General features: G+C 60.5%; 12 protein-coding genes and 1 pseudogene. 5 read left to right on the top strand and 8 right to left on the bottom strand.

The genetic code is table 11. From position 1 onward, the window contains the following. Nucleotides 1-140 precede the first annotated feature (140 nt). Entirely contained in the window at nucleotides 141-602 is a 462-nt protein-coding gene (locus J3P89_RS22935; RefSeq protein WP_434695740.1) for an REP-associated tyrosine transposase, read from the bottom strand. 554 nt (nucleotides 603-1,156) lie between these two features. On the opposite strand from J3P89_RS22935, the gene J3P89_RS22930 reads away from it, so the two are divergent. The 4 genes from J3P89_RS22930 (at nucleotide 1,157) to J3P89_RS22915 (ending at nucleotide 5,613) form a co-directional block, all read left to right on the top strand. Further along, entirely contained in the window at nucleotides 1,157-2,578 is a 1,422-nt protein-coding gene (locus J3P89_RS22930) for an amino acid permease (protein ID WP_305496506.1), read from the top strand. A gap of 193 nt (nucleotides 2,579-2,771) precedes the next feature. Beyond that, nucleotides 2,772-3,146 (top strand): GtrA family protein, encoded by a 375-nt coding sequence (locus J3P89_RS22925; RefSeq protein WP_305496504.1) that lies wholly within the window; start codon nucleotides 2,772-2,774, stop codon nucleotides 3,144-3,146. Then, nucleotides 3,143-4,093, top strand: coding sequence for a glycosyltransferase family 2 protein (locus J3P89_RS22920; protein ID WP_434695739.1), 951 nt, complete (start codon nucleotides 3,143-3,145; stop codon nucleotides 4,091-4,093). The genes J3P89_RS22925 and J3P89_RS22920 overlap by 4 nt, the downstream gene beginning before the upstream one ends. 23 nt (nucleotides 4,094-4,116) lie before the next feature. Further along, on the top strand, nucleotides 4,117-5,613 hold the full coding sequence (locus J3P89_RS22915; RefSeq protein WP_434698044.1) for a glucosyltransferase domain-containing protein: 1,497 nt from the start codon (nucleotides 4,117-4,119) through the stop codon (nucleotides 5,611-5,613). A 92-nt stretch (nucleotides 5,614-5,705) separates the two neighbouring features. On the opposite strand, the gene J3P89_RS22910 is transcribed toward J3P89_RS22915, so the two are convergent. The 7 genes and pseudogenes from J3P89_RS22910 to J3P89_RS22880 form a co-directional block, all read right to left on the bottom strand. Continuing rightward, the gene (locus J3P89_RS22910) at nucleotides 5,706-7,325 is read right to left on the bottom strand and encodes an FMN-binding glutamate synthase family protein (RefSeq protein WP_434695738.1); all 1,620 of its coding nucleotides are present in this window, start codon (nucleotides 7,323-7,325) and stop codon (nucleotides 5,706-5,708) included. Between the two features lie 219 nt (nucleotides 7,326-7,544). Further along, nucleotides 7,545-7,979 carry a sensor histidine kinase gene (locus tag J3P89_RS22905; protein ID WP_434698043.1) on the bottom strand — a complete coding sequence of 145 codons (435 nt, stop codon included), beginning with the start codon at nucleotides 7,977-7,979 and terminating at the stop codon, nucleotides 7,545-7,547. A gap of 291 nt (nucleotides 7,980-8,270) precedes the next feature. Then, a pseudogene (locus tag J3P89_RS22900) lies at nucleotides 8,271-8,357 on the bottom strand (hypothetical protein); the annotation flags it as partial. A 590-nt stretch (nucleotides 8,358-8,947) separates the two neighbouring features. Beyond that, nucleotides 8,948-10,753 (bottom strand): DAHL domain-containing protein, encoded by a 1,806-nt coding sequence (locus tag J3P89_RS22895; protein ID WP_434695737.1) that lies wholly within the window; start codon nucleotides 10,751-10,753, stop codon nucleotides 8,948-8,950. Continuing rightward, a complete protein-coding gene (locus J3P89_RS22890; protein WP_434695736.1) occupies nucleotides 10,750-11,709 on the bottom strand; it encodes a cytochrome-c peroxidase in 960 nt (319 codons plus the stop codon). The genes J3P89_RS22895 and J3P89_RS22890 overlap by 4 nt, the downstream gene beginning before the upstream one ends. 41 nt (nucleotides 11,710-11,750) lie before the next feature. Then, nucleotides 11,751-13,625 carry an EAL domain-containing protein gene (locus J3P89_RS22885; protein WP_434695735.1) on the bottom strand — a complete coding sequence of 625 codons (1,875 nt, stop codon included), beginning with the start codon at nucleotides 13,623-13,625 and terminating at the stop codon, nucleotides 11,751-11,753. Next, the gene (locus tag J3P89_RS22880) at nucleotides 13,622-15,913 is read right to left on the bottom strand and encodes a GGDEF/EAL domain-containing response regulator (RefSeq protein ID WP_434695734.1); all 2,292 of its coding nucleotides are present in this window, start codon (nucleotides 15,911-15,913) and stop codon (nucleotides 13,622-13,624) included. The genes J3P89_RS22885 and J3P89_RS22880 overlap by 4 nt, the downstream gene beginning before the upstream one ends. 226 nt (nucleotides 15,914-16,139) lie before the next feature. Here J3P89_RS22880 and J3P89_RS22875 point away from each other — a divergent pair, with 226 nt between their 5' ends. Beyond that, nucleotides 16,140-17,507, top strand: a complete 1,368-nt coding sequence (locus tag J3P89_RS22875) for an HD domain-containing phosphohydrolase (protein WP_434695732.1) — start codon at nucleotides 16,140-16,142, stop codon at nucleotides 17,505-17,507. Nucleotides 17,508-17,550 lie beyond the last annotated feature (43 nt).

Below are 17,550 nucleotides of genomic sequence, written 5' to 3'. Positions count from 1 at the left end.
CAAGGCAACTGAGTGGCGAGGCTTGTGTGGCGAGGGAGCTTGCTCCCGCTCGGTTGCGCAGCAGCCGCAAGCTTTCAAAAGCTGAAAGCGAGGGCGGCTTCGCCCCCCAGCGGGAGCAAGCTCCCTCGCCACAAAGGCGGTTAGAGCCATATCGCATCCCAGAGAGGGTAATCACCAACGCGTGTTACCAAGCCGGCGCGAAGAGGGTTGGCAATGATGTAGCAAGCGCAAGGCAACAAGTCCTGGTTATCGCGGATTGCCCTGTCATGAAATCCGTTTTGCCAGAAAGCGCCCTGCCTGCCCATGACTCGATTGATAGCGAGGGTGCTGCGGGATTTCACTGCCTGCATCACGTTGGGCAGTTGGGCTTGTTCCAATTGCAGCAGCCAATGCAGATGATCCGGCATCACGACCCAGGCGAGAGAATTGACCTGACATTGCTCATGCGCCAAACGCATTTCCGCAACCAGCAACCGGCCTAACTGCAAGTCGTTGAACAGAGGTGCGCGTCGGTGGACTACCGTAGTGACGAGGTAACCTCGCCCCGTATCCGAAGAGCGTCCGTGGCGAAGACGATGAGAGTTTGGACGGTGAGGACGCATTCCGTGCTTCCTTTGACTGGAGTAACTATTACCGTAGCTTCGCTCGTTCCGACCCGACGCGTTGATGACTGAGCGACTTTTCCGAAAACAACGTAGTCCCGTGGCGAGGGAGCTTGCTCCCGCTCGGTTGCGCAGCAGCCGCAAGCTTTCAAAAGCTGAGAAGCGAGGGCGGCTTCGCCACCCAGCGGGAGCAAGCTCCCTCGCCACGAGGCGTAGGCTGAAAGTATTGTGCTAGAGCCATCGCCTGCGCCAACGCATGACCCTGCACCATCACTGTGCAATACTTGCGGCGTTCCCTGAACCGCTGTAACTGCAGATAATGCCTCTCCTTAAAGACGGTTTTTACTGCGGCATATCCCTGAATTTTCCGGGTTTTACAGTGAAACTCTCTGTTCTCTGCTTTTTATACTGCACGACCCGCTGATCTGGAGGACTTGTCCTACAGGACGGTCTGCCCACGAGGCAGGCCCGGTTTCGGCAAGGTTGCAGGCTTATCCGCCTGTGGCCTTGGAGACTCGGTGGTTAATCCAATAACAAGACGAGGTTGTATCCCTATGCCAGTCGGCAATCCTCTGCCCCATGGCGAGACCGCTCAGGGTGGTCCGCTCAAACGTGAGCTCGGCGAGCGGCATATCCGCTTGATGGCGCTCGGCGCCTGCATCGGTGTCGGGCTGTTCCTCGGTTCGGCCAAGGCCATCGAAATGGCCGGCCCGGCGATCATGCTGTCCTACATCATTGGTGGCCTGGCGATCCTGGTGATCATGCGCGCCCTCGGCGAGATGGCCGTACATAACCCGGTGGCCGGTTCGTTCAGCCGTTATGCCCAGGATTACCTCGGCCCGCTGGCAGGCTTCCTGACCGGTTGGAACTACTGGTTCCTCTGGCTGGTGACCTGTGTGGCGGAGATCACCGCGGTGGCGGTGTACATGGGCATCTGGTTCCCCGATGTGCCCCGCTGGATCTGGGCGTTGGCCGCACTGGTCAGCATGGGCTCGATCAACCTGATCGCGGTCAAGGCTTTCGGTGAGTTCGAATTCTGGTTCGCCCTGATCAAGATCGTCACGATCATCGCCATGGTCATCGGCGGCGTCGGCATCATCGCCTTCGGGTTCGGCAACGATGGCGTGGCCCTGGGCATTTCCAACCTGTGGACCCACGGCGGCTTCATGCCCAACGGCGTGTCCGGCGTGTTGATGTCTCTGCAAATGGTGATGTTCGCCTACCTGGGCGTCGAGATGATCGGCCTGACCGCCGGTGAAGCGCGCAACCCGCAGAAAACCATCCCCAACGCCATCGGTTCGGTGTTCTGGCGGATCCTGCTGTTCTACGTCGGTGCGTTGTTCGTGATCCTGTCGATCTACCCGTGGAACGAAATCGGCACCCAGGGCAGCCCGTTCGTGATGACCTTCGAGCGCCTGGGCATCAAGACCGCCGCCGGCATCATCAACTTCGTGGTCATCACCGCTGCCTTGTCGTCCTGCAACGGCGGGATCTTCAGCACCGGTCGCATGCTCTACAGCCTGGCGCAGAACGGCCAGGCCCCGGCCGGTTTCGCCAAGACCTCAAGCAACGGCGTGCCGCGCCGGGCGTTGCTGTTATCGATCGCCGCGCTGCTGCTGGGCGTGCTGCTCAATTACCTGGTACCGGAGAAAGTCTTCGTCTGGGTCACTTCCATCGCCACCTTCGGCGCGATCTGGACCTGGGTAATGATCCTGCTGGCCCAGCTGAAATTCCGCAAAGGCCTGAGCGCGTCCGAGCGTGCGGCGTTGAAGTACCGCATGTGGTTGTACCCGGTCAGCTCGTACCTGGCGCTGGCATTCCTGGTGCTGGTGGTGGGCCTGATGGCGTACTTCCCCGACACGCGTGTGGCGCTGTATATCGGCCCGGCGTTCCTGGTGCTGCTGACGGTGTTGTTCTACACGTTCAAGTTGCAGCCGAAGGAGCAGGTGCAGGGTTCGATGCGTTCCGCATCGTAAGCCCGGCACTGTCGAAGAAAGCCCCGGCCGAATGACCGGGGCTTTTTCATGGGCTCGAAGAAACCTGACCCCCGCCTCGCGGCAACTGCCGAAGCGTTTTCCTGAACTGTCTCGCTCCTGTTATTTCTAACGCAAGACCGCGTGTTTAAGGCGTTGGACGTCATGTCCGGCGGCACTGACCGTTGGAGGGAGCATGAAAGCGATATGGAATGGTTTTTTCAGCTATTCACTCGTCGGATTGGCCAACACGCTGATCCACTGGCAGGTGTTCTTTGTGTTGCGCGTGGCGTTCGACCTCGATCAGTCAACGAGTAACTTCATCGCTTTTTGCCTCGCCGCGACATTTTCCTTTTATGCCAATGCGCTTTATACCTTCGAGGCCAAGCTCTCGGTGCCAGGTTATATGCTGTTCCTGTGTGTCATGGGCGCCCTTAGTTTCATCGTCGGGCATCTCGGGGATCGCTGGCAGTTGCATGGCCTGCTGACCGTCGCGGCGTTCTCGCTGTTGAGCCTGGTGCTCGGTTTTCTGTTTTCCCGGTTTGTCGTGTTTCGCGGACCTCGTCCATGAAAATTTCGCTGATCGTTCCGGTGTACAACGAAGAGCAGGCGATCAGCCTGTTCTACCAAAGTGTCCGCGAGCATCCGCAGCTCCAGGACCATAGCGTCGAGATCGTTTTCATCAACGATGGCAGCAGCGACCAGACTGCCGTACTGGCCCGTGAGATAGCGTTGGCGGACAGCCAGGTTGTGTTGATCGACTTCTCGCGTAATTTTGGCAAGGAGCCGGCCTTGTTTGCCGGGATCGAACACGCCAGCGGTGATGTGGTGATCCCGATGGACGTGGACCTGCAGGATCCCATCGACGTCATCCCCCGGATGATCGAGCAATGGCACAAAGGCGCCGAAGTGGTGCTAGCCAAGCGTCGCAATCGTTCATCCGACAGTTACCTGAAGCGGCGCGGGGCGGCGCTGTTCTACCGCCTGCTCAATCGGATTGCCTACCCGCACATTGAACAGAACGTGGGCGACTTTCGCCTGATGGACCGCAAGGTCGTGGAGGTCATCAAGACCCTTCCCGAATATCAGTTGTTCATGAAAGGCGTTCTGTCGTGGGCCGGTTTCAACACCGTCATCGTCGAATACGACCGCGCCGGTCGCGCCGCTGGCAACAGCAAGTTCAACGGCTGGAAGTTGTGGAACCTGGCTCTCGAAGGCATCACTTCGTTCAGCACCGTGCCTTTACGGTTGTGGACTTACGTCGGCAGTTGCATTTCGTTGGTTTCGTTGCTGTATGCCGCCTACCTGATTCTGGACAAGTGGATCTTCGGAAACGATCTGCCCGGTTATCCATCGCTGATGACCGCGATCCTGTTCCTGGGCGGCGTGCAACTGATCGGGATTGGCGTGTTGGGTGAATACATCGGGCGCATTTACCTGGAGACGAAACATCGGCCTCGGTATGTCATCAAGGAAATGATCCAGGGCGGACGACCCAAAATGCGAGATGAACCGTGAGCCAGTCCCTGTGGGCCAGGATAATGACGCCACGGGAGGTGCTGCTGTTTTTCCTGGCGGCCAGTTTTCTTCATATCTTTCCCCTGGTTCAGGCTGATTATTTCTACAACGACGATAACTGGCGGGCGCTGGTGGCGGGCGAGGGCTGGCGCGAGGAAGGACGGGTTGTCATCGAGCTGTTCTACAACGGCCTTTCGTTTGGTTCGAAAGCGCCAGATCTGTTTCCTTTGCCATTGTTCATCGCCACCGCGGGCATCTCGTTTGCGCTGAGGTCGCTGACGTTTTTTTATTTCAAACGGCCGACGTTTGTTCATTGCCTGGTCGTCCTGCCGATCTGGTACAACCCGTTCTTCTTGCAGAACCTGTCCTACCACTACGACGGGCCGGCGATGGCGTTGGGACTGGTGGCGCTTGTTTACGCCGTCATCGGGTCCAACGACAGGGCCTGGCGAGACGTATGGATTCCGGCATTGTTATTGGCCGTGGCCCTCGCGATCTATCAAGTGCTCATTGGTTTTTTTATCGCCATGTGTTGTGTCGAGTTGATCAGACGGGTGTGGGAGGGCGAGCCGTCGGAGCAAGTACTGCGGTTCATTACGCGCAGGCTTCTGGTCATTCTCGGCGGCGGGTTGGTCTATTACGTCACAGCTTATCAACTGATGACCGGAGCGCGTCAGGCGTTGCTGCCGCTGCAAGCCGGCAGTCTGATGGAAGTAGGCGACCGGCTTTTTTTTCTTGCGCATCTGCTGGTTGAAGGGGCCCGACCTTGGGTCTGGAGCGGTGCGTTGCTCATGCTGGTCGGGTTCGCATGGGCAGGCATCGGGTTGTTCCGGCGCCCAGACCTGCTTTGGCGAAAAGCACTGTTGTCGTTCCTTTATGTGTTGGCCCTTCCAACGCTCTTGTTCTGCATCCCGGGCATCACGCTGTTCTTCGTTGAATTCAATTACGGTGCCAGGACGCTGGTGGCTTTTTCGGCGTTGCTGTTGCTGATGTTCTTTCTGAGTCAGCAGATACTCACCCGTGTCCATGCAGGCCTGGGACTGGTCTTGCTGATTCCGTTGTTGGCGATGTTGTCATTCTCCTTCGGACACGGCCGTGCCCTGTCGCTGCAAAAGGAACAGGAAACCGTGGTGCTGGCTTCGCTGGCTTATGACATCAACCATTCGCCGCTGCGCGATAAAAGCCGTCTCTACATGGTCCCGGAACTGAAAGCCAACTGGCTCCCGGCCGCCAGCGGATTGTTCGCGGCGATGCCGGCTCAACGGTATGTGCTTGGCGTGGGCTACGTATTACTGCCGGAAAGCTTGCCGCGAGCGGGCATCACCAACGTGTATCTCGCCAAGGATGCAGAAGTGGTTGCATCGATCCGGCGCGGGGATTTCCTGCCGGTGGTGTCTACTGGGTTTTATGACCTGTTTGTCATCAATGACAGCGGCTACATCTTCATGAAAAAACCGCAGGGTGATCCTGATGTGGCGCCCAAGTTGTGTTTGATGGTTGATATCGAGCGGTGTCGCTGAACGTCCGCGGCGGCTGCCTTGGGGTTGCTGCGCAGCCCAGCGGGGATGAATCTCCTCGCCACAGGTGTTTGTGCGCATCTGCAATTCCGCTTCTAAGCAGCCGCTATTTCCTGAGGCTCAAAACTGTCCGCCCGTGCCAACTGCCACATCCGTGAGTAGAACTCGCCATTGACCTCACCAGTCAGCAGCTCCCCTGGTTTGAGGAAGACATGCAGTTGGGAGAACAGCTTGATCTCCGTAGCCGACATGCGCCGCACCAGATGCTTGGGTTGCAGTTGCGAAGGGTGGTCGAGGCCGGCGGCGGCGAGCATTTCGGCCAGGGCCTTGAGTGTGTTGCGGTGGAAGTTGTAGACCCGCTGGGCTTTGTCCGGGACGACCAGGGCGCGCTGGCGCAGGGTGTCCTGGGTGGCGACGCCGGTGGGGCATTTGTTGGTGTGGCAGCTTTGTGACTGGATGCAGCCGATGGCGAACATGAAGCCGCGCGCGGCGTTGGCCCAGTCGGCGCCGATGGCCAGGACACTGGCGATGTCGAAGGCGCTGACAATCTTGCCGCTGGCGCCGAGCTTGATCTTGTCCCGCAGGTTCAGGCCCACCAAGGTGTTGTGCACAAACAGCAGGCCTTCGCGCAGCGGCACGCCGATGTGGTCGGTGAACTCCACCGGCGCGGCGCCGGTGCCGCCTTCCTTGCCGTCGACCACGATGAAGTCGGGCAGGATTCCGGTTTCCAGCATGGCCTTGGCGATGCCCATGAATTCCCACGGATGCCCCAGGCAGAACTTGAAACCCACCGGTTTGCCGCCTGACAGTTCGCGCAGTTGCTGGACGAACTGCATCAGTTCGATAGGCGTGGAAAACGCGCTGTGGCAAGACGGCGAAATACAATCCTCGCCCATGAGGATGCCCCGGGTCTCGGCAATTTCCCGGGTGACCTTGTGCTTGGGCAGAATCCCGCCGTGGCCCGGCTTGGCGCCTTGACTCATCTTGATTTCGATCATCCGCACCTGCGGGTTCTGCGCCTGGATTGCGAAGCGCTCCGGGTCGAAGCGCCCGTCGGAGGTGCGGCAACCGAAGTAACCGCTGCCCAATTCCCAGGTCAGGTCGCCGCCGTGTTCGCGGTGGTAAGGGCTGATGCTGCCTTCGCCGGTGTCATGGGCGAAATTGCCGAGCTTCGCGCCCTGGTTCAACGCCCGGATGGCGTTGGCACTCAGGGAGCCGAAGCTCATCGCCGAAATGTTGAACACCGACGCCGAGTACTGCTGGGTGCATTGCGGGCCGCCGACCGTGACGCGAAAGCCGCTGGGGTCGCTCAACGGGGCCGGGCGCATGGAGTGGCCGATGAATTCGAAGCCGGTCTGGTAGACGTCGATCAAGGTGCCGAATGGTTTGTCGGCGCTTTCGTTCTTGGCCCGCGAGTACACCAGCGAGCGCTGGGCGCGGGAAAAGGGCAGGGCGTCGCTGTCGGACTCGAGCAGGTATTGGCGGATCTCCGGACGGATGCCTTCGACCAGGTAGCGGATGTTGCCCAGGATCGGATAGTTGCGCCGTACCGCGTGACGGCTTTGCAGCAGGTCGAACACCCCCAGCAGGCTCAGCAGCCCGGTCAACAGCACAATCGGCCAGAGCCAGTCGTGTTGCAGGAACGGCAGGCTGGCGAGGGTGAAGATCACACAGCCGGCGAAGAAGGCGTAGCGGCTCAGCAGCGATAGGCTCATGCGGGTTCCTTGGGGGAGAGCGATTGGCGAGACATTAGCGTGGAATGCAACCCCGTGGCGAGGGAGCTTGCTCCCGCTCGGCTGCGCAGCAGTCGTAAAACCGGATCCTACGCAACGACTGGATTACTGCGACGGGCCATTTGGGGCTGCTGCGCAGCCCAGCGGGAGCAAGCTCCCTCGCCACAAAAGCCCTCTCGCTGAAATTAGAACTGCGGTCGCTCACCCCGCGAGCTTCATCTGCCTTACCGGCAGCTCCACACGAAAGGTGGTCCCGACCCCGACTTCGCTGCGCACGGTAATCTCGCCGTGGTGTTTCTTCACGATGCCGTAGGACAGCGACAGCCCGAGCCCCGTGCCCTGGCCGATGGGTTTGGTGGTGAAGAACGGGTCGAAGATTTTCTGCAGGGTTTCCGGTGGGATGCCCGAGCCGTTGTCGGCGACTTCGATCCAGACGTTGTCACCCTCGACCCCGTTGCGCAGGGTGATGGTGCCGCGCTCGGGGCCGATGGCCTGGGCGGCGTTGACGATCAGGTTCATGATCACCTGGTTGATCTGCGACGGCAGGCATTCGACTTCCGGCAGAGGACTGTATTGCTTGACCACGTCGGCCTTGTATTTGATTTCGTTGGCGACGATGTTCAACGTCGAATCCATGCCCTGCTGCAGATTTGCCATCTGCCATTCCTGGCTGGAGTCGACGCGGGAGAAGTCCTTGAGGTCCTTGACGATCTGCCCGACGCGAGCGATGCCGTCCTTGGATTCCTTGATCAGTATTGGAATGTCCTCCACCAGGAAATCCAGCTCCACCTGTTCGCGCAGGCTCTTCAAATTCATCGCCAGCTCCGGCGAGGCGATGGCCTGTTCGGCGCTGCCGTAGGCCTGGAGCATTTCCTCGAGTTTGCTGAAATAGCCACCCAAAGCGCCGAGATTGGAAGAAATGAAGCCGATCGGGTTGTTGATTTCGTGGGCCACGCCGGCCGCCAACTGACCCAGCGAAGCGAGCTTTTCCGACTGCACGAGCTGGCTTTCAAGCATCTTGCGTTCGTCAATTTCCATCTGCAGCAATTCGCTGGCCTGCTTGAACGCCAGGGTGCGTTGCTCCACCAGGTCTTCGAGCTTGTTCATTTTCAAACGGGCACGGGAAGTCATTTCCCACTTGGTGGTCAGAGTATTGGCCATCTGCTGGACTTCGATGTTGTCGAAGGGTTTTTTCAGTATGAGCAGCCGGTCGTGGCCGTTCAGGCGATCGAGCAATTCGTCCCAGGAATAATCCGAATATGCGGTGCAGACCACCACTTGCAGCTGCGGGTCGACTTTCCACAGCTCTTCGATGGTCTTGGCGCCGTCCCAGCCTTCGGGCATGCGCATGTCGACGAAGGCCAGGGCATAGGGAAGTTCCTTGGCCAACGCCCCTTGCAATTTGGCCAAGCCTTCCTGGCCACCGTAGGCCGAGTCGAGTTCGAACACGGTGGCGGCGGGTTTCGGGGCCTCGCCGAACAGCGCGCTTTCCATGTCCTGCAAGTCGCTGTCGCTTTCGTCCTCCGGGGTCAGGATCTTGCGGAAATCTTCGTGGATGGCGGGCGTGTCATCAATCAAGAGGATGCGCCGGTTGCTCAGGCTGTTCATGGCTCACCTTCTGCGAGTTTCAGGGGCAGCTGCAATACAAACGTCGCCCCGGTACCAGGCCCCTCGCTGTGTGCGGTGAGGTGGCCGTTCATTTCAATCGCCGCCAGTGCGCAACTGTGCAGGCCGAACCCGTGGCCGTCCTTACGGGTAGTAAAACCGTGGGCGAAGATGCGTGTCATGTTCTCTTCCGGGATGCCTTCGCCTTCGTCCTTCACGCTGATCTGCAGGGTCTCATCGTCTACGACGGTGGCCTTGAGCGTCATGTTCCGTGCATGGTTGGAAACCCCGGCCATGGCGTATTTGGCATTGCTGATCAGGTTGATCAGGATCAGCAACAAGCGGTGTTTGTCGCCCATGATCCGCGGCACTTCGCCGTAGTCCTTGAGGACCGTTACATGGTGGCGGGTCAGGGCTCCGGAGTTCATGCGCAGGGCATCTTCGAGCAGTTCGCTGACCACCAGGGGTTCCATCAGGCTGTTGGCGCCGGCATAGGACTGCTGCGTGGAAACGATGTCCTTGATGTGGTCCACGCTCTTGCTCAGTTGCGCCAGTTCATCGGTCAGGCCTTGTTGTTCCACCGCGATGGCTTCCACCAACTGGTTGAGGTAGCCGGGCAGCAGCTTGCCTTTTTCGTCCTCGGTGAGGAAATGCCCCAGGTCGTGGTTGTGTTCGTTGATCAGGTTCATCGCCTTGCCCAGCCCCAGGGCCTTGCTGCTGCGCAGCTTGCGGCTGACCAGGTCGGCGGAGATGTTCACGCTGTTGAGCACGTTGCCGACGTTGTGCAATACGTTGGTGGCGATCTCCGCCATGCCGGCCTGGCGGGCGGTGTCCATCAGTTCGCTCTGGGTGTCCTTGAGCTGGCGGGTACGTTCTTCGACCCGTTGTTCGAGTTCGTCGTTGGCGGTTTGCAGCGCACTGTTGACCCGCTTGATCTCGCCGAAACTGCGCACCAGCCGAACCGCCAGCCAGATCAGGATCAGCACCAGGAGGGTAGCGAACACCAGCAACATAATGTGGTTGCGCTGATGCTTGGCGGCGGCTTTTTCCTGGTCCTTTTCCAGCAGGCTGGTGATGGTGTCCAGGCGGGCGGCCAGGGGGACGGCCTCGAAGTCGCGCAGTAGCTGGTTGACCAGTGGTTGCTCGCGCAGGATCAGCGCGATGTGCCTGCGCAGGATTTCCACGGAGCTGACGAGCCCGTCCGGCAAGCGCTCCTTGTTGATATCCAGCTGGTTGAGGCCCATCAGGATTTCGGCAGCCTGGTCCTGGGTGGTGATCTGCGCGAACTCCAGCGTGGCGAGCAGCAGGTCGTAGGTGTCGATGGTGGCGCTCTGCAGCCGCAGCTTGTCGTTGTCGGACAGCAGGGAGAACTGGCGCTGGATATCGTCTTCGGCGGTGGGCAGGAAAGCCAGGGAGTTGCGCAGCACCGCGTTATGGGACTTGAACTGTTCCACCAGGCGGGTTTTTTCCTTGAGTGCCTTGAGGTACTCGTCGCGCTGGGTCGACCAGAGCTCGGGCGCATGGCGGCCCGGCTCCGCCTCGATGGCATCGAGGCGCTGCCACAGGCGCGTCATTTCATTGAGCGGCGATACCAGCGGGTCGTAGTTGTGGCTCAGGGCGATTCGCGACTTGAGCACTTCGTTGTCCCAGATCCCGTCCTGCTGCTTGAGCAGGCGGATCAAGTCGCGCGATTCGATGTGCGAGGCGGCTTGCTGGGCGCCTGATTCGATATACATGAACAACAGGACTGAGGCCAGCAAGACGCCGATGAAAGCCAGGCCGAGGCGGCGGGAGAGACTGTTCATAGCGGCTTGCCCTCCCATTCGCCAGTGAGGGTCTTGAGGAACTCGACGATCAGTTCGGTATCGTTTTTCAGCGGCTCACGGCCCAGCTGGTACTTGAACATGACTTCCACCGCGCGCTCCAGGGTCGGCGCGGAGCCGCCATGGAAATACGGCGCGGTGACGGCCACGTTGCGCAGGCTCGGCACCTTGAACACCTGGCGGTCGGTTTCGTCGCCGGTGATGTTGAAGCGGCCGTTGTCGGCCCGGGTGGGGTTGCCCCGGTCCTGGATGTAGTCGCCCATCACGCCGAACTTCTGAAACATGTTGCCGCCGATGTTCACGCCCTGATGGCAGGCGATGCAGCCGTATTCCTTGAAGCGCTGGTAACCGAATTTTTCCCGGGGGGTGAGAATGTCAGTGTTGCCCAGCAGGTATTGGTCAAAGCGCGAATTCGGCGTCAGCAGGGTGCGCTCGTAATCGGCGAGAGCGCCCTGGATGTTGGGCTGGGTCACGCCGCCGGGGTAGGCGTCGGCAAAATCCCTGGCGTAGCCCGGATCGTCGGCGATGCGCTTGACCACCGTCTTCCAGTCGCTGCCCATTTCCCCGGGGCTGGTCACGACGATGTGCACCTGTTCTTCCAGGGTATCGACGCGACCGTCCCAGAACTGATGGAAGTTCAGGCTGGCGTTGAACACGGTAGGGGTATTGAACTCCACCGGCTTGCCGTCGAAGCCCAGGGAAAACTGCTTGTCATCGGCGCCGCCCTTGTCCAGGCGATGGCAGCTGGCGCAGGACAGCGTGTTGTTGACCGACAGCCGTGGGTCGTTGAACAGCCGCTGGCCCAACTGGACCCGCTTGGGGTCCAGGGCCGGCGCGGCGGGCAGGGGTTTGAGCGGTTCGTCCAATGGTTCTGCGTGAGTGGTCACGCTGTATCCCAGAAGCAGGCAGAGAGCCAGAATCAGTCCGTGTGACGCCATGGGATGCTTTCCTTGAAACTTCGGTTTATGGACTCAATTGCTCATGAAAACGGATTCGGTTTTTTTTCCCATGCCGCCATCCACTGGGCAAAGGCCTGCGGCTCCACGGCCTTGCTGAAGTAATAGCCCTGGGCTTCCTCGCACTGGTGCGCCTTGAGGAACGCCAGTTGCTCGCGGGTTTCCACACCCTCGGCAATGATGTGCAGGTTCAAGCTCTTGCCCAGGCTGATGATGGTGCTCACCAGTTTCGCGTCGTTGCTGTCGATGCTCAGGTCGCCGACGAACGACTGGTCGATCTTCAACACGTCCACCGGAAATTTCTGCAGGTAACTCAGGCTCGAATAGCCGGTGCCGAAGTCATCGATGGCCAGCCGTACCCCCAGCTGCTTGATGGCCTTGAGGGTGGCGACGGTGGTATCGATGTTCTGCATGAGCACGCTTTCGGTGATCTCCAGTTCCAACTGTGTCGGGTCCAGGCCGGTTTCCTTGAGGGTGCGTGCAATGCCTTCGACGAAACCGCGCTGGCGAAAATCGATCGCCGAGACATTCACCGACAGGTACAGCGGCCGCATGCCCTCGGCTTGCCAGCGACAGGCCTGTTGGCAGGCTTCCTGGAGCACCCACTGGCTCAGCGGTACGATCAGCCCGCTGTCCTCGGCCACCGGGATGAAATCCGACGGAAAGACGAGCCCCTGGTCGGGCCGGTTCCAGCGCACCAGTGCCTCGACACCGACCACCGCGCCGCTCGTCAGATCGAGCTTGGGTTGGTAATGCAGCACGAATTCCTTGCGTTGCAGCGCCAGGCGCAAACCTGATTCGATCGTCTGCTGCTGCCGTGCCCGGCGGTTCATGTCCTCGGTGAAAAAACGGTAGTCGTTGGGGCCGGTCTCCTTGACGTTGCGCATTGCCGTCTCGGCTTTCTTGATCAGCGCCACGGCGTCGAAACCGTCGGTCGGGTACACGCTGATGCCCAGGCTCGCCGTCACCGTCAGGTCATGGCCGTCGATGGGGTGTGGAGAGTTGATCGCCGCGAGCAGTTTTTCCGCCACGCCCTTGATCAATTGCGGATCGGCGACGTCGCCGAGGATCACCACGAACTCATCGGAGCCGTAGCGAAACACCGAGTCGGATTCACGCACCACGGTGGCCAGGGTGCGTGCCACCCGCTTGAGCATCTCATCGCCCACCGGATGGCCCAGCGCATTGTTGATGCGCTTGAAACGGTCCAGGCCGATGAACATCACCGCCAGTTGCCGGTCATGCCGGCGGCACTGGGCGAGGGCCTGGGTCAGGCGGTCGCCGAGTAGCATGCTGTTGGGCAGTTCGGTGAGGACGTCGTATTGCAGCAGGTGAGAAACCTTGAGCAGTTCCTGGACCCGCTCTTCGATCGTGCGCTCCAGGCTGCGCATCTTCCGCGCTGCGTCTTGCGCCAGTTGCCATTTCCAGGTCATGGCGCTGGCCATCTGGCGGATTTCCAGGGTGTCGAACGGTTTCTTGAGAATCAGCAACTGGTCGTCGAATTCGATGCGCTCGGACATGGTTTCCCAGGAATAGTCCGAATACGCGGTGCACAGGGCAATTTGCAGTCGCGGGTCGGCTTTCCACAGCTGTTCGATGGTTTGCAGGCCGTCCCAGCCCGGCGGCATGCGCATGTCGGCGAATACCAGCGCATACGGCTGGCCCTCGGCCTGGGCGCGCTTGACCAGCTCCAGCGCTTCCTCGCCCTGATAGGCCGAGTCGATCTGGAATTGCAATCGATTGACCTGCGGTGTTCCGAACAGCAGGCTCTCGGTGTCGTCCAGCGAATCGTCATTGCCGGCGCTGGGGCTGAGGATCTTGCGAAAATCCTGGTGGATGGCGGGCGTGTCGTCCACCACCAGGATTCGCCGGTTGGCAGGTACCGACATGGGGTTCATGGGTTGCTCTCCAATAGCTGGCTGGCCGGCCGGGTCCAGTGGTCCGCCACCGGCACGATGGTACCGGCCTTGAGCAGTGCGGCCGCCTGGTCGCTGTCGACCACGGTACTGAAGTAATGCCCCTGGGCCTGCATCGAGCCGCCGCTGGACATCAGGGTGGTGCGTTGTTCCTGGGTCTCGACGCCTTCGGCAATGATGCCGATGCCGACGTCCCGGGCAAAGTTGATGATCGCCCGCAGGGTCGTGGCGTTTTCTGGATCGGCGTTGGCGCTGTCGAGGAATCGCTGGGCGAGCTTGAGATGGTTGACGCGGTAGGTCTTCAGATAATCGAACGAGGAATACTCGGTGCCGAAATCATCGATGGCCACCTGCACGCCGAGTTCGCACAGGCGGGGCAGCACGTCGTTGTGGGTCCATTTGGTCTGGGCCAGGGTCGCTTCGGTGACATCGAAGCGCAGGTCCCAGGGCGCCAGCTCCCAGCGCGCGGTGGTGCGCAGCACGTCGTAGATCAGTTCCGGGCCGGTCTTGAGCTGGGTCAGGGACAAGTCGATGGCGATCACCGGCGGCGCCATGCCCTGGTCGCGCCATTGGCGCATCTGCTGGCAGGCCTGGTCCAGGACCCAGTGACCGAGGCCGATGATGATCCCGGTTTTCTCGGCGGCAGGCATGAACGCCGCCGGCTCCAGCCAGCCGCGTTCGGGGTGGTTCCAGCGCACCTGCACGCCCATGCCGAGGATCTTGCCGGTGCCGAGGTCGACTTCCGGCAGGTAGTGCAAATGCAGTTCGTTGTTCTCGATGGCCTGGCGCAGGTCATTGGCCAGGGCGACCCGGTCGGTGACTTCCTGATTGATCTCTTCGTTGTGGAAGTGATATTGGTTGCGGCCCTTCTCTTTCGAGCGGTACAGGGCCATGTCGGACTGCGCCATCAGGCTGTCGGCGCTCAGGCTTTGTGGCGTGTACAGGCTGATGCCGATGCTCACCGAGATGCGCACATCGTTGCCGTCCAGGAAATAGGGCGCCACCAGCGCGTCACGGATTTTGCCGGCCAGCGCGGCGCAGTGCGTCGCTTCGTGGACATCCAGTTGCAGGATGGCGAATTCATCGCCGCCCAGGCGCGCCACCACGTCGTTTTCCCGGGTACAGCCCTTGAGGCGCGCCGCGACTTCCTGCAACAGCAGGTCGCCGATGGGGTGACCGAGGGTGTCGTTGATGCGCTTGAAGTGGTCCAGGTCCAGGTAGAACATCGCAAACGGCGCCGCCCCCCGGCGCGCGGCGGCGAACGCCTGGTGCAGGCGCTCGATCATGGTGGCGCGGTTGGCGAGCGCGGTCAGGCCGTCGGTGCGGGCGAGCAGGGCGATCTTTTCCTCGGCCACTTTGCGCTCGGTGATGTCGAGGATGATGCCCTCGACTTCCAGCAGCAGGCCTTGTTCATTGCGCACTGGAATGTAGCGGTTCTCCACCCAGCGAAAGGTGTCGTCTCCGGTGCGCATGCGAAACTCGATGGACGCCCCGGCCGTGTCGCGGTCCAGGACGCGGACCATGGCCTCCTGGACCTTGCCCTGATCGTCGGGGTGGATCAGGGTTTGCGCCCAGTCCGGCGAACTGATCAGTTGCGCCGCGACATGGCCGAACTTGGTGATGTTGTGCGAGATGTACATCAGCGGGAACGGCGGCTCGCCACGCAGGCGATAAAGGATGGTCGGGCTGTTCTGCACGATGATGTTGGCGTCGGCCAGTTCCCGGGTGCGTTCCTCCACCGCCCGTTCGAGCATGTCCATTTTCAGCGCCGCGTCTTCGGTCATCTGCCATTTGACGGTGAGGGTGCTCGCCATCTGGCGGATCTCGATGGCGTCGAAGGGTTTCTTCAGGATCAGCAGGCGATCACCCAACTCCAGGCGATCGGCGATGTCCTCCCAGGAGTAATCCGAATAAGCGGTGCACAGCGCCACTTGCAGCTTGGGGTCGACGCGCCACAGCCGCTCGATGGTTTCAAGACCGTCCCAGCCTGGCGGCATGCGCATGTCGATAAAGGCCATGGCGAAGGGTTTACCCCGGGCCAGGGCCGTTTCCACCTTGCTCAAGGCCTCCATGCCCTGGAATGCCGACTCCAGCTCGAAACTCTGGGCGGCGATCACCACCGGTGCGCCGAACAAGGCTTCTTCGGCGCTGCTCAGGCTGTCTTCGGGGATCACATGGGGGGCGAGGATCTTTCGAAAATCCTCATGAATCGTTGGCGTGTCGTCGACGATCAGGATCCGCCGATTGGATCTATCCATCGGCAGGCTCATGGCCGTGCACCGTCGAGATGCTGACTATGGAACCGTGGGAACATCTGATATCCCTTTCGCTGGCATGAGTATTCGGCCTGTACTTGGCCCTTCATGAGGTACAGCATAGTCGGCTCAAGGAAACCGCGCGGTGCATGGTGGCGAATTGTGTCTAAATGTCCGCTGTCTACTAGCCTGTCTGTCAGGGGTAAGGTAGAACGGTGATCGTCAATAGGAGGGGGTGCCAATGGAAGATCAATCGTCGAACGTTCCTGCTGCGAAGCCGACGGTGTTGCTGGTGGATGACGAAGAGTCGATTCTCAACAGCCTGCGTCGGCTGTTGCGCAGCCAGCCGTATGAAATCCTGCTGGCCGACAGCGGTGCGAAGGCCCTGGAAATCCTCAAGGAGCGGCCGGTCGACCTGGTGATGACCGACGCCCGGATGCCGAACATGGACGGCGCCACGCTGCTGGCGGAAATCCGCAAGCTGTATCCATCGACCTTGCGCATCCTGCTCACCGGCTACGCCGACGTGGACATGATGACCAAGGCCATCAACGAGGGGCAGCTCTATCGCTACCTCAGCAAACCCTGGAATGACGAGGAACTGGTGCAGGCCCTGCGCCAGGCCTTGGCCCACCAGCATTCGGAAAGCGAGCGTCAGCGCCTCGAAGCGTTGAACCGCGAGCAGAATCAGCAACTCAAGACCCTCAACGCCACGCTGGAAAAACGCGTGGCGTCGCGCACCGCCGAGCTGCAGCAGACCGCCGATATGCTCGACCTGGCCTACGAAGAGCTCAAGCGCAGCTACGTGACCGGCACCGAAGTCTTCTCGCTGATCGCCAACCTGCGCCTGCCCAAGGCCAAGCAGACCAACCGGCAGATCATCGAATTGATCCGGGTCTACAGCCGGCTCAACTTTCTCGACGAGTCCACCGACCGCGACCTGACCATGGCCGCCGCGCTCTACAACATCGGCAAGCTGAGCTGGACCGATAACATGATGGTCACGCCCGCCGACATGCTGCACCACAGCGAACTGGAACTGTACCGGGCCTATCCGAAGCAGAGTGAATCGCTGCTGATGACCCTCGACCCGATGAAGGACGCGGCGCGCATCATCCTCCATCACCAGGAGCGCTGGGACGGCAGCGGTTTCCCCGATCACCTCAAGGGCGAGGCGATTCCGTTCGGTTCGCGGCTGTTGAAACTGGCGGTGGATTTCATCGAATTGCAGCGCGGGTTGATCCTGGAGCGGCAGATGAACAGCGATGAAGCGCTGGTCTACATCCGCAAATACGCCGGCAAGCTGTACGACCCGAACATGGTCGAGGACTTCATCAAGGCCTGCGCCGAGTACCTGGAAGACGTGACCTTGTCCGACCCGACGGTGAAGGTCGTGACCACCCGCGAGCTGGCGGCCGGCATGGTCCTGGCCCGCAATCTCAATGCCGACAACGGGATGCTGTTGCTCAATGCCGGCAAGGTCATGAGTGCTCCGCTGATCGAAAAACTCATCGCCTTCGAGGCGATGGAAGGGGCGCGGTACAGCGTGTTCGTCAAGATCCCCGAGGAGGAAGCGGATCCTTCGGTGCCGAAGCCGATTTTGGGGTGATGAAAATCTGCCGGACGATGGGTTCCCTGTGGGAGCGAGCTTG

It is taken from the genome of Pseudomonas sp. Z1-14 (assembly GCF_051132005.1).
Taxonomy (GTDB): Bacteria; Pseudomonadota; Gammaproteobacteria; order Pseudomonadales; family Pseudomonadaceae; genus Aquipseudomonas.
Note: the sequence above shows the minus strand (reverse complement) of the source record. Positions and strands in the feature narration are given on the sequence as shown.